Here is a 14,671-nt window from a genome sequence, read left to right as displayed (position 1 = left end):
AACCCCGGCGCCCGCTCCGCGGCCGCTCTGGTTGCGCGCGTCAGCGATCCCTGGCGGGATTTCCGGCGCGCGCAACTAGGCCAAGAGGCCGGGCAACACCCCCGTGCAGTAGGCGGGGTTGCCGAACGTCGACACGTCCACGCCCATCGCGTTGCACAGCGCGACGAGCAGGTTGTTGTGGGGATCGCCGGCATAGCGCAAAAATCTTCCAGTCCTGAGCGCCCCGCCGGCGCCCCCCGCGATCACGTACGGCATGTCGCGCCGCGAGTGGCTCTGCCCCTCCGAGATGTCCGTGCACCACAGGACGAGCGTGTTGTCGAGGAGCGTGCCCGTGCCCTCCTGGACGGCGTCGAGCCTCTCGAGCAGGTACGCGAGCTGCTCCGCCTGCCAGCGCCCGATGTCGACGAGCTGCTGCTGCTTTTCCGCGTCGCCGATGTTCGAGTGCGAGAGCGCGTGGTGCGTCTCCGACTGGCCGAGCCACGTGAACACCTTGCCCGCCTGGGTCGCGCTCCACTGGATGGACGCGACCCGCGTGAGATCGCACGCGAGCGCCATCGCGAGCAGGTCGGTCTGCAGCCTCCCGATCGCGGGGAAATTGTCGTTCGCGTAGACGTCCAGCGGCTCGCCCAGCGCCGGCAAGGCGCACGCGCCGCCGAGGAGCGCCGGCACGTCGAGCCGCTGCTCGATGTCGTTCAGCGCGTCGAGGTGCTGCTCCAGCTTCCGCCGGTCCTCGCCCCCCAGCTCGCGCGCGAGGGCGCCGTAGTCCTCCATGACGCCGCCGAGCACCCGGCGGCGCAGGACGCGCCGCCGCGCGAGCTCCGCCGGATCGGCGCTGAGGTCCAGGAACAGCCGGTCGAACGCCGCGCGCGGATCGTCCTCGGGCGGGACCGGCTGGCCCGGGCCGAGGTAGGAGAGGCGCGACGAGACGTTGGCGTACTGGACCTGGACGCCGAGCTCGAGCGACGAGAGCTTCGTGCGATCCCCGAGCCTCGCGGCGAGGAACTGGTCGACCGAGATGCCCCCGCCCCAGCCGACCCGCGCGGCCGGGTTGCAGGCGTACGGGAAGAGGGTCCCCTCCTGGAGCTCCGTGCCCGTGAGCGCCTGGCCGATGCCCTGCTGGTGAGAGTCGCCCGGCCCGTGGTAGGCGGACTCCATGTCGATGCCCTCGACGACGAGCAGCTTGTCCCGGTAGGGAGAGAGCGGCGCGAGGATCTCTCCGAGCTCGAACGACGTCTCGGTCCCGGTCGGCTGCCAGGCCTCCTTCACCGTGCCGAGGCCGGTGAAGAACACGACGAAGCGCTTCGGGAAATCGACGGCGCTCGCCGATCCGGCCATGGCGTCGAGGAAGGGGAGCGCGAGGGCGAGCCCGCCGGCCCCGCGCAGGAAGGCGCGGCGATCGAGGCGCCCCCTCGACGCCCGGCGCTGTGCGGCGCCGCTCACGGCGCACCCCCTGCGTCCCGCGCCGCGCGGCGGTAGCGGAACGCGTCCGTCTGGGTCAGCGCCACGAGCAGCGCCTTGATGTTGTACCCGCTCTCGGCGAACGCCGCCTGGATCTGGCGCATGCTGCACTCGTCCTCCGCCTGCTCGGCGCGGCCGTAGCCGAAGCGGAACCACTGCGTCGCGACGCACTGGCGCACATCGTCGCTCTCCGCGAGGCGGTGCGCGAGCTCCACCGCCCCGTCGAAGGGCCCATCGACATCCCGGCTCGCCACGATCTCGCCGCTCGCGTCCACCGGGACGCCCTGGTCGACCTCGCGGTAGAGGCCGATCCCGTCGTAGCGCTCGAACCCGAAGCCGATCGGATCCATGAGCCGGTGGCAACCAGCGCAGCCCGGGTCCTCCGCGTGCTGCTCGAACTGCCGGCGGGTCGGGATCCCTTCCCGCACCGGCGGCGGCTGGATGTCCACGTCGGGCGGCGGCGGCGGCAGGATCTGGCAGAGCAGCCGCTCCCGGACGAACTTGCCGCGGTGGACGGGCGAGGACTGATCCGGCTTCGCGAGCACCGCGAGCACGCTGGCGTGGGTGAGGAAGCCGGCGCGCTGCGCTGGGTCGAGCGGCACGACCGAGAGCTCGCCGGGCGCCGCCGCGCCCCCCGCCGCTCCCAGCCCGTAGAACGCGCGGAGCTCGGCGTTCATCAGCGAGTAGGGCGCCGTCAGCAGGGTCGCCACGTCGCCGGCGCCGTCCTCGAACACGACGTGATCGAGGAACGCCTCGGTCTCCGCCCGGAGGAGCGCCGGGAGCCCGGCGTGGAAGCCGGGGTAGACCGCCGGATCCTTGGTGAGGGTGTCGATGTTCGACAGCTGCAGCCATTGCGCGTGGAAGTTCGCGACGGCGGCGCGGGCGCGCGGATCCTCGAGCATGCGGCGGGCGTGCGCGGCGATCTGCTCCGCGGAGCGGAGCTCCCCCGCGTCGGCCGCTGCGAACAGCGCGTCATCGGGCATCGAGCTCCAGAGCAGGTACGAGAGCCGCGAGGCGATCTCGTGGTCCGAGAGCGCCACCACGCCCTCGCCGGCCGGATCCGGCATGCCGTGCTCGACGCGGTAAAGGAAGTGCGGCGACTGGAGCAGCGCCTGGATCACGAGCTCGACGCCGGTCGAGAAGCCGTGCTCGTCGTTCCCGAAGGCGAAGAGCCGCGCGAGCCGCTCGCTCTCCGCGGGCGCGAGGGGCCGGCGGAACGCGCGCTTGCCGAGGCGCTCGATGAGCTCCGCGGCGCACGCGTCGGGCCCCTGCACCGCCAGGTCGCACCCCGGAAGGAGCTTCCCGAGATCCTTCGCGGCCCGCGCCGCGATCGCCTCGGAGGCCTTCATGAGCTGCTCGGCGAGGAGCTGCGTGACCCCGAGCGCCGCCGCCTGGTTGTTGAACCCGAGCGCCTCCTCCTCGACCACGAAGGCGTCGGCCGGCGCGCTGTCGTCGCCGAGGAGATCGCGGATCGTGTTATTGTACTCGAAGCGCGTCATCCGCCGGAGCGGCGACACGCCCGGCCGGATCTCCGCGCAGCGCGGCGCCTCGCCTTCCGCTCCCCCCGCGGCCCCGCCGCCGCGCCCGCCGGAGCAGGCGGCGGCCGTCGCCACGACGATCGCAAGCCCGAGAGAGCCGCCGGGGCCGCGCGCCGCGCGGCGGTGCCGTCCTCTTGACCGATCCATCTGCCCTCTCCCCTGGGGGACGCGCTGGCCTGCGATGCGGTGCGTTGCGGCGCTGCGCTTCGAGCAACGACATGTCTCACGTCGCGGGGGCCCGTCAAGGCGCCAAGGAAGACGAGGCTCGGTGAGCCCCGCGAGTCCGATTGCAGCGGAGTCTCGTAGCTACACTGCGCGTCATCAGAAATGTCGCTCACCCCCCTCGAAAGACGCTGGATCCAGCCGCGACATCGCTTGTAGGCTCGCGCGCGTGCAAGCTTCGTTTGATGCCGCTGCCGGCAAAAGGCCCGCGCGGAAGCCGACCAGGTTCACAACGCTGTCCCTCTCTTTGAGCCTCTGCGGGAGGATCCTCCTCGGGCTCTCCGCCGCGACGGTCACGACGTTCGCGCTCTCGCCCATCGCGCTCGCCGCCCCCAAGGGGTCGAAGTCGATCGCGATCCACATCGAGGGGCCGAACGCGGACGATATCCGCGAAGACATCGTGTCCCTCGTCCCGGAGACGCTGAAGGTCGTGGACGACGACGCCTTCTCGAAGTCGCTGCGCAGCGCCGGCCAGACCAAGCCGGTGGGCGACGCGCTGGTGATGAAGGCCCAGCGGAAGAAGGCCATCGACCGCATCCGCAAGGCGGGCAAGGCCGCGAAGGCCGAGGGTGTGATCTACGGCGTCTCGCGGACGAACAAGAAGAAGAAGAAAGAGGTCTACCTCGTCTACGTCGACGAGAACGCCGGCGACCTCGCGGTGGACAGCGCGGTGCCGCTGGGCGGCTCGCGGGACGACCGCAAGAAGGCGCTGGAAGAGCTGCTCGGCCCGACGCTCTCGCAGATCGCGCCGGCGGCCGCCGCGGCCGACGAGGACCAGCCGAAGGACGGCGGCGACGAGGGCGACGGCGAGAAGGACGGCGACGGCGACGGCGACGGCGACGGCGACGAGAAGAGCAGCGACGACGGCGACAAGGGCGGCGACGACGGCGACAAGGGCGGGAAGCGCAAGCCCCACGACCCCCGCTCGGCGCTCTTCTCGATCGAGGCCGGCGTCGAGTTTACCGGCCGCTGGTTCGACTACTCCGATCCGGTCACGCAGAACCTCCGGCCCTACGACGTCTTCGGTCAGCCCGCGCTGTCGATCTCCGGCGAGGTGTACCCGCTCGCGTCGACGGACATCCCGGTGCTCAAGGGCCTCGGCATCACCGCGGGGTTCATGATGGCGCCCGGCCTCAACTCGGCGGTGGGCGACGGCGACCCGATCGGCACGACCTACCAGCGCATCAACCTGGGGCTGCGGGAGCGGCTCTCGATCGGCGAGTCGTCCGTGCTCGGCATCTCCGCCGGGCTCCGGCTCCTGACCTTCGAGGTCGACGCGGCGGAGGCCCTGGCCAGTACGGTGCCGAACGTCTCCTACACGCTGATCCGGGCCGGCCTCGACGCGCGGGTGCCGGTCGGCCCGGTCGCGCTGGCGCTCGGCGCCGACTACCTCTTCCCGCTCTCGTCTGGCCCGGTCTACGATCGGTTCGCCGGGGCGAGCGTGCAGGGCATCGGCGCGATGGCCGGGGTGCTCGTGCCCGTCACGACCGGCGTCGAGGCGCGGCTCCTCGTCGAGTACGCGCGGTTCTTCTCGTCGTTCGAGCCCGCGATCGGCGACCGGTACGTCGCCGGCGGGGCGATCGACCAGTACCTTGGGGTGCGGCTCGCCGGAGCCTACGTTTACTGAGCGAGAGAGAGAGGTAGCACGTGACGTACATCGCTTTCCTTGGCGGGCGCACCGCGCTCGCCGCCGCCGTGTTGAGCGGCGCCGCGTTCATCATCAGCTGCGCGGGGACCCTCGAGGACAAGGACCAGTACCTCGCCGGCGGCGACGGGCCTGGCGGCGGAAACGGCCAGGGCACCGGCGCGACCACCGGCGGCGGCGGCGACCCCGCGACCACCAGCGGCGGCGGCGACCCTACGACCACCACCGGCGGCGACGCCGCGACCACCAGCGGCGGCGACGCCGCGACCACCAGCGCGAGCAGCGGCGGTGGGGCCGGATGCGCTGAAGCGCAGGCGCTGGTGATGGCGAAGTGCGCCACCGCGGGCTGCCACGATGGGCAAGCGAACCTTGGGGGCCTCGATCTGACGACGGGCTGGGAGACCAGGGTCGCAGGCCAGGCGTCCGATTGCGGCGGCGAAGCCACGGTGGTCGTGCCGGGCGACCCGGACGCCAGCTTGATGTACCTGAAGGTCACGGACGCCCCGCCGTGCGACAACCGGATGCCGCTCGGTCCGACGCTCAGCGCCGACGAGATGAAGTGTCTCTACGACTACATCGCGGCGCTCCCGCCCTGAGGTAGCGAAGGAGCGTCTGGCCGCGGCAGCGGCGCGGGCGGCGCGGTCGTCCCCTCGATGAGACCGCCTCGTTGGCGCCCCCGTGGCCAGACGCTACGCTCGCCGCGATGCTGCGCCGGCGCTCGTTCTGGATCGCCGCGGCCGCCGTCGCCTACACCGCCTTCGCTGCGCTCCGGGCGTCCGGCGGCCACGGGCCCGCGTGGCTCGCCCTGCTCGGGCTGCCGGTGTTGCTCGCGCTTGGCCTCCGCTGGATAGAGCGGCCGCCGCGGGGAGAGGACCGGATCGAGCCGGCGGCCCGCCGCGCGGCCGCCGTCTGCCTCACCGGCGCCGCGATGCTCGCCGCCGCGCGGAGCGGCCCCGCCGGGCTCGCGCTGATCGCGCTCGGCAACCTCGGCGCGGCGGCCGCGGCGATGGCCGCCCTGGTCGGGCTCGCGCGCATCGCGGGCCTCGGTGGTCTCCTCGAGCCTCCGCCGAGCACGCGGCGCCTCGACGCGGCGGCGTTCGCCTCGCTCTTCTGGACCGTGGCGATCGCCCTGCCCGCCGTCTCCGCGGTGGCGCCCGAGCGCGCGGCGGATCTCGATCCGCTGCTCGTCCACTACGCCACCTCCGCCGCGTCGCTCGGCTCGCTCACGGTGACGCTCGTGGCGATCGCGCGCGTCCGCATCGCGCGGCGGCTCGAGCTCGGCGTGGCCGACCGGGTCGAGGCCGCGCTGCTGCTCACGGCGACCGCGCTGGCGGTCGGCCTCGCGGCGGCCTTCGTCGGCGTCGCGCCCCCCGAGTCGATCCTGCCGGTCACGAGCGTCGTCGCGGCGGTCTGCGTCGCGCTCTGCACCGTGGCCGCGGACGCGGCGCAGGTCTCGCGCGCGCTCCGCGGCACGCTCGCCGTCGCGACGCTCGCGACCCCGCCGGCGCTGCTCGCGGTCTACGCCGTGCACCAGGCGCCGCGCGGCGATCTCGGGCTCCGCGGCGCACCGCAGTCCTCCGTCGGCGTCGCCGTGTTCGGCGCGTGCGCGCTCTGCGCGCTCGCGGGGCTCGCGGCGCCGGTGCTCGCGCGCCGGTTCGCGCCGGAGGGGGCGCGCTGGCTCGGGGCCTTCGACGCCGCGACGCGCGCGGCGATGAACCCGGAGCCGGAGGCGGCGCTCGAGGCGGCGCTCTCCGCGCTGCGCGAGGCGTCGGACGCCGGCGTCGCCGGGCAGGCTCCGCCGGCGCTCTACCTGCTCTCGCCCCCCGAGCGGGTGACCGTCGATCGCGCCGGCTATGCGCACACCGAGCCGGCGGAGGTGCCGGCGCGCCTCATCGAGCTCGCCCAGATCGAGCCGGAGCGCGTCCTGCGCGTCGAGGCCGCCGAGGCCGTCGAGGTCCGGCGGCCGGAGGTGCGCCCGCTGCTCGCCTGGCTCGCGGAGCGCGACGTCGGCGTGGTCGCCCTTGTGAACGACGCGGAGGGCCCGATCGGGGCCCTCGCCATCCCGCGGGCCCGGCGCGCGTCGCCGATGACGCTGGAGGAGGTGAGCGGCCTGCGCGCGGTCGCCGACCGGCTCGGGGCGGTGATCGCGGTGTCGGCGATGCTGTCGGGGTCGCGCGGCCGCGAGGTCGCCGCCCGCCGCGAGGCGGAGGAGCGCGCGCGCGAGGTGAGCCGGCTCGAGCGCGCCGTGGCGCAGGGCGCGGGGCGGTTCCGCGCGATCGCGGCGCTGCTCGCGCGGCCGGCGCGGGCCGCCGCCTATAGCCCCGCCGCCCGCGCGGCGCTCGAGCAGCTGGAGCGGCTCGGCGTGGCCGGCGGCCCGGTCACGCTGCTGACGGCGCCCGGGATCGACGCGGTGGCGTGGGGCGCGGTCGTCCACCTGACCTCACCGCGCGCGGGCGGCCCGCTGGCGATCGTCGACGGCGCGGCGCCCGTCCCCGAGGGGTTCGCGCAGGCGTTCGCGCAGGCGCGGGGCGCTGCGCCGGCGCGCGACGAGGCGGCTGCGATCGAGGGCTCCGCGGAGACGCCGAGCGCGCTCGCGCTGTGGCGCGATCCGGACAGCTCGCCCATCGAGGCGGCGCGCGGGGGCACGCTGCTCGTGCTCGACGCCCAGGCCTTGCCGTCCGAGGTGCAGAGCTACCTCGGCGCGGCGCTGCCGGACGACGTGGGGCTCGTCGTGGCGGTGCCGCAGACCGTGGACGCGCTCGCGGCGACCGGTCAGCTGAGCGAGCGGCTCGCGGACCGGCTCGGCGACCGGGCCGTCGCGCTGCCCTCGCTGTCGTCGCGCGCCGAGGATCTCCGTGCGCTCGCGCTGGATCACCTCGCGCGCATCGGCGTCCGCCTGCGGGGCCGGCCGTTCGGCCTGGATCTGCGCGCGCTGCAGGCGGTGCTCGACCACCCGTGGCCCGGCAACGACGCCGAGATGGGCGCGGTCCTGCTCCGCGCGGCGCTCGTGGCCAAGGGCGACGTCATCGGCGAGAAGGATCTCGCGGCGATCGGCTTCGCCCCGCCGCCCGAGCCCGCCAGCGGGGCGGACAGCGCCCGCGGCGAGGCGCGCCGCGCCCGACGGCGGCGCGCGGACCCGAGGGGGTAGGCTACGCCTCGGCCCGGGCCCGCCGCGCTGCCCTGGGTGGCACGCCGGGGCGGATCTGCGCGGGCTGCAGCATGTTCTTCCGGAGGAAGTGATCGAACATGTGCTGGCAGCTGGGACAGGGGTCCACGGGATCGCCGGCGTCGAAGTACCTGGACGCCGCTGCCTGGATCGCGATCCCGGCGTCGGGGATCTCGCGCAGCGCCCGTCGCGTCCCTGCTTCGTCGAGGGTGCCGGGCCGGAGCGCATGCTGCCGCTCCCATGAAGCAAGGTAGTCGCTGAGCGCCGCGGGCGCCGAGCACCGTCCTGGCTCCAAGGGAATGCGCGCCGGCTCTCCCCTGGAGAGCGCCTCGATCCAGCCGCGGTACCACGCGGTGAAGCTGTCGTGGGTCGGGACGACGCCGAGGCCTGCCGCGCGCAGATCCGCCCAGACGCTGCCGGCGCGCGGGCCGCGGATCACGAGCACGGAGAAGTAGCCGCAGCCCATGTGCGCGAGCGCCACGGTCCCGCGGACGACCTCGTCGGACTGGAGCACGGCGCGCTGGGGTGCGGTCAGCGTCCGTGGATCGGGCCGGTAGGGCCTCGTGTGGGGGAACTCGCCGGTCAGGCTCTCGATCTGTCCAGGTCCGTCGAGCGGCAGGAGCCCGTGGTACGGGCCGGCGCCGGAGCTGCCGACGCGGGTCAGGAAGGCGGCGTAGTCGGCGGGGATGCGGGCGCCGCGCGACGCCTCGATGCGCTCGATGTCTCGCCGGGTGAGCGGCGGGTGGAGCCGGTATCCGTGCGCGCGGGCGCCGAAGCGGTTCAGCCACGGATCGTGATCGCGGTGGAGGTGCTCGAGCGCCTCGGCGGCGCCCGCGACGAAGCCCTCGACGACCGCGACGGGGGCGGGATGGTGGAGCCCCTCGGCGCGCAGGCGATCGAGCGACCGCGCGGCGGCGGCGCTCTCCGGGTGCGCCCTGGCGTAGGCCGCGAGCTTGTCGTACGCGGAGGTGTCGCCGTCGCGCGCGGCGCGGTGGTAGGCGTGGATCGGGAAGGCGGTGGGGTGCGCCGGCTGCGCCTCGAGGACAGCCTCGAGGTGGCGCAGGCCCTCGTCGGTGCGGCCGGCCTCGCAGAGCATGGCGCCGAGATCGCAGCGGGCCGATACGTCTGCGGGATCGAGGCGAGCGGCGGCCTCGAACGCGTCGCGGGCGGCGTCGATCTCGCCGCGCTCGCGGAGGGCGTAGGCCAGGCTCACGGCGGTCGCGAACGTCGGCTCGAGCTCGAACGCCCGGCGGGCGAGCTGCACGGCGTCGTCGAGGCGGCCGAGCTTGCGGAGGATCATCCCGGAGACCCAGGCGACCTGCGGGTGGTCCGGGTGGCTCGCGCGGAGCGCGTCGAGGACAGGCAGCGTCTTTTCCAGGGCGCCGCGGGCCTTCGTGTCGGGGCGCTCCTCCGGGTAGCGGGCGAGGAGCTTCACGAGGCGGTAGACCGCGGCGTCGACCTCCATGCGCGCCACGTTCTTCGGCGTGAGCTCGGGGGCGCCCTGTCGGGGCGTGGGTTTCTGCTTGCGCCGCCCGGTCCTGGACATGGCGGGACGGTAGCCTGCCCCCGCGGGGGCACCAAGGAGCGGGCGGGGCCTGTTGGGCATCGCGCGCGCCGGGAGAGGTCGGCCGTCCAGACGCCCAGGATCGCGGTCCACTCGGGCGAGCCCTCGCGGATGCCGGAGCCGGCTGTCGGTGGGGCGACCTGGCAGGCCGGCGTCGCGTGGGAGGGACGCCCGCCGGCGTGCACCGCCGCGTGGGGGGACGCTCGCCGGCATGCACCGCCGCGTGGAGGGACGCCCGCCGGCATGCACCGCCGCGTGGGGGGACGCTCGCCGGCATGCACCGCCGCGTGGGGGGACGCTCGCCGGCATGCACCGCCGCGTGGAGGGACGCCTGGGAATCTGTTCGCTCACCAGCAAAGGCTGGATGCGTCACCCTGAGAATCGACCCATGAGCCAAACTCGTCCATCGCTGGAGGCCTCCCCTCCCTGAGCGCGCGGAGCGCGCGATTTGGGAGGGGCGGGCCGCGCGCAGGCGCGGAGCGCCGAGCACGGACCGGGGGTGGGCATCCGCTACCGCTGCTGCGCCCCCTCGCGCGTCTCGCTCGTCGGGCACCGAAGCTCCCGGTGCCCTCACCCGGGCGGCCGGCGAGAGAGCGCGATGGGTCGCGAGGCCGCTCAGTAGAAGCGGTAACCGAGGCTCGCCGGCGCCGCGAACACCCAGCCGTCGAGGCCCTTCATGATCGTCGGCGAGACGCTCAGCAGGAGCGCGCCCGACGTCCAGCCCGCGCTCGGAAGGTCCGCGAGCACCAGGGACACGTCGACGCTCCCGCCGAACGCGAGCGTCTCCACGAGCGCGCTCTCGGGGAGGCTGCCCTCGCGCGCGTTCACGGCGACCTCGCTCCGACCGTAGTTGAGGTGGACCACCTCGGAGGGGATCTCCCCCTTGATCCCGGTGACCTTCGCCTCCTGCCCCACGGGGCCCACGAGCCCCGAAAGGCCGAGCCAGACGCGCCCGAAGCGCATCGAGACGGAGGGGCCGCCGACAACGAGATAACCGCCGCCGAACCGGTAGCCGCCCCACACACGCGCGCCAAGGTGCAGATCCTCGGAGAGCGCAAACCCGATGAACGCCTCCCCGCCGGCAAACGGCCCGATCGCCGGACCGAAGCTGGCATGGCAGACCTCATCGTCGCAGGGCGCGATGAGCTCCCCCTCCGGGATGTTGTAGCTGTACGAGTACGCGCTCAGATCGCCGAAGCTGCCGGAGTCCATCAGGCCGATCAACGCGCCGCCGGCCACCCCGGCCTGGATCACGAAGCTCCCTGTGTGCCTCGGCGAGGATCCGGAGCTCGGCTCCTGCTCCTCGGCTGCAGGAGGTGCCGCAGGCGGCGCATCGGTCTCCGGCCCCGCAGCAGCCTTCCCCGGCCCCGCAGCGCCCTTCCCTGGCCCAGCTGCGCCCTTCCCTGGCGCCGCAGCAACCGCGCCCTTCTCAGGCGCCGCGGCGCCCCTCCCGGCCCCCGCTGCGCCCTTCCCCGGCGCCGCGGCGCCCTTCCCCGGCTCCGCTGCGCCGTCCCCGGACCCCGCGCTCCCCTTCTCCGGCGCCGCCGCAACCGGCGCCGCTGCCGCCGGCGCGGGCGCTTCCGCCGCGGGCGCAGGCTGCGCAGCGGCCGAGGCGTCCTTGGCGAGCGCCGGCACCGCCACGGTCTTTCGCTCGCCCCGCTTGATCGAGACCGACTTCTCCCACGGCTTTCTGCCAGGGGCGCTCGCGCTCACCTTGTGCTGGCCAGGATCGATCGGCCTCGCCTGACCCCAGAGCGCGCCGTCGACCGGCGCCCCATCCAGCATCACCTCGAGCCCCTCGATCGCGGCCGCCCGTGGCACGCTCAGCGTCAGCCGGGGGAGCGACAGCTCCAGCTTCGCTCCCCTCGCCTTCGCGTCGGCCTCCAGGCGCTTGTTGCCCTCCTTGCGGGCCGCTGCGCCGAGATCGATGTACTCGGACCACGCCGTCGCGACCTTGCCCTGCTTCTCGTGGCACATCGCCAGCGCGAGGAGCGTCGCCGACCTCGGGCTCAGCCTGTAGCTCTCCTCGAGCTTCGGGCAGGCCTCCGCGACCTTGCCCTTCTTCATCAGGCTCTTGCCCTCGTCGAGCAGCGCCTCCGCCTGCGCGAACGCGACGCCCGGGCTCACCGCGAGCGCGAGCGCGAACGCGACGCCGGCAAGGCGCGCGCAGGAGCGCCCGGCGCGCGGCGACGCCTCGAGACAGGAGCCGCGGCGCCGCGCGCGCCAGGGGGAAGCAAGCAACTTGTCGGAAGTCTCAGCGTCTTGCCGGTTCAAACGGTTCGTCGCTCCCAGGGCCATGCCCGTGAGGTGATGTCGAAGGCGCGGGCGCGAGGACGGCGCGCCTCTCCAAGGGGGACGGAGCGTACCACGCCCCGTTTGAGCCGAGCAAAGCCGCGCGCGGTGCGTCGCGATGACAGGACGGGCGCGTGGCGGCGCGGGTCAGCCGGCCGCAGAGCGCTCGTCGAGCAGCTTGATGCCGGCGGCGACCTCGCTGGCGAACGACTCGGCGAGCGCCCGGGCCTGGCCGAACCGCGGCGGGACCTCCCGGGCGGCGCGGGCGAGCGCCGCGACGGCGAGGTCGTGGGGCTGGCGCACGAGGACGCGGTACGCGAGGCTCCGGCCAGGAGGCGTGGCGACGACCGCGAGCGTCGAGGCCGACCACGCGAACGGCGGGTCCTTCCGCGCGGCGGTCGCGAGATCCGTGAGCGGCGTGCGCGTCATCCAGAGGGAGAGCGCCTCGGCGAAGTCCGGCGGGGCGAGCCCCGGGACGCCGTGGCCCATGTCCGCGAGGCCGACGCGCCGGGTCTCGACCTGGACGCCGCGCAGCTGCCGCCACCGGAGCAGCCGCGGGGGCGGGCGCTGGCCGCGGAAGCTCGCGCGGCCCGTCCACCAGGCGACGAGCGCGTCCGTGCGAAAGCAGTCGAGCACCCGCGCGAACGTCGCGTGCCGCGAGAGCGCGGACCCGACGTCCGCCGGCGCGGGCACGAGCTCGCAGAGGTCGCGCACGCTCGCGAGAAGGCGGGGATAGCGGCTGCGCGTGAGCACGCCGGCGAGCTCGTGGTTCGTGAGCTGGAGCAGGTCGTTCAGCGCGGCGAGGAGCGCCCACTCGGCCGCGCCGAGCTCCGGGAGCACGTCGATCGGGGCGATGAGGCGGGCGACGCGGACGCGGACCAGATCGATGCGCGAGCCGAGGTCGCGATCGATCGCCGGCGCGCCGTCGCCGAGGAGGAGCGCGAGCCGGACGCCGAAGGGGCGCACCGGGCGCAGCGGGCCGCCGAGGACGAGCGGGGCGAGCACGTTCGCCTGGAGCTCGGAGAGCCGCTCGGCGATCGCTTCAGGCTGGGTCATTGGGGCGTCCGGCCAGGGCCGGGCGGCAGCGCCCTCGGCTCGGGCAGCGCCTCGGACGGGGCGAGGTCGCGCAGCGGCCGGATGCCGACGCCGCCGAGCACGACCTCGGGCAGCTCGGTGGCCAGCGCCGCCGTGAGGCCCGCGGACGACACGGTCACCGCCGACCATTGCTGGGCCTCGAGCAGCGCCGTCTCGAGGGGGACGAACGCCTCCTCCGGCACGCCGATCGCCCCCCCGTCGCGCCCGATGAACAGCGCCTGCCCGGCGGGGGCGCCCAGCGCGCGGAACAGCACGCCGGGCGCGACCGCAGGGACCGCGTCGTACCCGGCAGGGATGTAGAGGCCCGGGTGGACCTCCCGGAAGAACTCGCCGACCGGGATCCCCTCGATGCCTGTGGGGTGCCGGAGGAACGCGCCTGCCGCGGTGAAGGCGATGCGGGCGCGGCGCAGGGTCTCGGGGCCGAGCGCGTAGGCGACGTGCCGCAGGAGCGGCATCTCCTGCGGCCGGATCCACGACGCCGTGACCGACCGCCACGGCTCGGAGCTCGGGACGAGGCGGAGCGAGAGCACGACCGACGCGGGGCGCTGCGCGTCGCCCTCCGTCACCTTCGCCGCGACGGGCTCGCGGCCGAGCTCCACCCGGGCGAACGCCGCGACGTCGCCCATCGCCGGAAGCTTCGCGATCTCCAGCGCCTCGCGGCCCCCGCCCCGGAAGAGCACGAGGCCCGCCTCGCCGAACACCGGGCAGGCGCGGAGGTTGACCGGGTGGCGGAACCCCACCTCCACCGCCGCGCCCGGCGCGACCGGGACGAAATACCCGAGCCCCGGCGTGCTCGTGAGCAGCGGGACCATCCGGGCAGGGATGGCCGGCACGCGGAAGAGGTACCGGAGCACCGGGGCGTCGTCGAAGCTCGACTCCGGCGGCCACTCGCACAGGCCGACCTCGGCCTCGACGCTGCTCCGGGAGAAGTAGCGGATCAGCGCCGGGCCGAGCCCCGACTCCGCGAGCAGCCAGCGCGGGCCCGGGTCCTTCCCGGCGGACGGATCGAGGTGCGGCTCGAGCCGGAGCAGCAGCGTGCGCACGTCGACGCGCCGCTCGACCTCGTACGTCTGCGAGAAGGCGTTGTGGTAGAGCGAGAGCGCCGCGTCGCTGGGCAGGATCTGCGGGACGTCGTACCCGAACGGCGCGGCCGCGTCGCGGTACTGGACGAAGTGCCGGCTCGTGCCGGTGAAGCTGTAGCCGCCCGCGAGCCGCGCGATCTCGGCAACACGGTCGAGCCGATCGCTGCTCTCGGCCGCGAACAGGAGGGTGACCTCCCGCGCTCCCAGCTTCGAGCGCACGATCTCGACGACGAGCGAGCGGAGGATGTCCGCGAGCGAGCCCTGCCGCGTGTAGAGCGCCAGGAAGGCGACGAGCCGATCGATCGACGGCAGGAGGACGAGCCCCTTGGCGCCGAGCGCGACCCCCTTGGCGTCGAGCCCGAGGCCGGGCGTGCGCAGCCGGGTCTGGTGAACGGCGACGCGATCGAGCATCGAAATGGCTCCCGCCGCTCGAACGTAACGTAACGGTGAACGTAACGTTGAAGGAGCAGCGGAGCCGACGACCGTAGGAGGAGCCGCCGGATCCGTCAAGAGAGGCCCGCCGCGCGCGCTCCACGACGTCTCCGGCCGGATCGCCGCGTCCGCGGCGCTGCCGGGTTCCCGTGACCGCGACACTGGAACTGCCATGAG

General features: G+C 74.6%; 9 protein-coding genes. 3 read left to right on the top strand and 6 right to left on the bottom strand.

The window, feature by feature from the left end:
- Positions 1–75 precede the first annotated feature (75 nt).
- A complete protein-coding gene (locus WME73_RS16545; protein ID WP_437916311.1) occupies positions 76–1,440 on the bottom strand; it encodes a DUF1552 domain-containing protein in 1,365 nt (454 codons plus the stop codon).
- On the bottom strand, positions 1,437–3,143 hold the full coding sequence (locus WME73_RS16540; RefSeq protein WP_437916310.1) for a DUF1592 domain-containing protein: 1,707 nt from the start codon (positions 3,141–3,143) through the stop codon (positions 1,437–1,439). The genes WME73_RS16545 and WME73_RS16540 overlap by 4 nt, the downstream gene beginning before the upstream one ends.
- Positions 3,144–3,465: 322 nt before the next feature.
- Between WME73_RS16540 and WME73_RS16535 the strand changes: the two genes are divergently transcribed.
- From WME73_RS16535 to WME73_RS16525, 3 genes are all read left to right on the top strand, one after another.
- The gene (locus tag WME73_RS16535) at positions 3,466–4,845 is read left to right on the top strand and encodes a hypothetical protein (RefSeq protein ID WP_437916309.1); all 1,380 of its coding nucleotides are present in this window, start codon (positions 3,466–3,468) and stop codon (positions 4,843–4,845) included.
- 20 nt (positions 4,846–4,865) lie between these two features.
- On the top strand, positions 4,866–5,459 hold the full coding sequence (locus WME73_RS16530) for a hypothetical protein (RefSeq protein WP_437746409.1): 594 nt from the start codon (positions 4,866–4,868) through the stop codon (positions 5,457–5,459).
- A gap of 107 nt (positions 5,460–5,566) precedes the next feature.
- Positions 5,567–8,011 carry a hypothetical protein gene (locus WME73_RS16525; protein WP_437916308.1) on the top strand — a complete coding sequence of 815 codons (2,445 nt, stop codon included), beginning with the start codon at positions 5,567–5,569 and terminating at the stop codon, positions 8,009–8,011.
- 1 nt (position 8,012) lies between these two features.
- On the opposite strand, the gene WME73_RS16520 is transcribed toward WME73_RS16525, so the two are convergent.
- The 4 genes from WME73_RS16520 to WME73_RS16505 all read right to left on the bottom strand — a co-directional run bounded on the left by WME73_RS16520 (position 8,013) and on the right by WME73_RS16505 (position 14,473).
- Positions 8,013–9,575: a tetratricopeptide repeat protein gene (locus tag WME73_RS16520; protein ID WP_437916307.1), complete on the bottom strand. Its 1,563-nt coding sequence runs from the start codon at positions 9,573–9,575 to the stop codon at positions 8,013–8,015.
- Positions 9,576–10,208: 633 nt separating this feature from the next.
- Positions 10,209–11,834, bottom strand: coding sequence for a tetratricopeptide repeat protein (locus WME73_RS16515; RefSeq protein ID WP_437916306.1), 1,626 nt, complete (start codon positions 11,832–11,834; stop codon positions 10,209–10,211).
- A 198-nt stretch (positions 11,835–12,032) separates the two neighbouring features.
- The gene (locus WME73_RS16510) at positions 12,033–12,941 is read right to left on the bottom strand and encodes a hypothetical protein (protein ID WP_437746403.1); all 909 of its coding nucleotides are present in this window, start codon (positions 12,939–12,941) and stop codon (positions 12,033–12,035) included.
- Positions 12,938–14,473 (bottom strand): hypothetical protein, encoded by a 1,536-nt coding sequence (locus WME73_RS16505; protein ID WP_437746402.1) that lies wholly within the window; start codon positions 14,471–14,473, stop codon positions 12,938–12,940. Before WME73_RS16505 ends, WME73_RS16510 begins: the two co-directional genes overlap by 4 nt.
- Positions 14,474–14,671 lie beyond the last annotated feature (198 nt).

Origin of the sequence: Sorangium sp. So ce302, from assembly GCF_051530145.1 — a bacterium.
In the GTDB taxonomy this organism is placed as follows: Bacteria; Myxococcota_A; Polyangia; order Polyangiales; family Polyangiaceae; genus Sorangium; species Sorangium cellulosum_B.
Note: the sequence above shows the minus strand (reverse complement) of the source record. Positions and strands in the feature narration are given on the sequence as shown.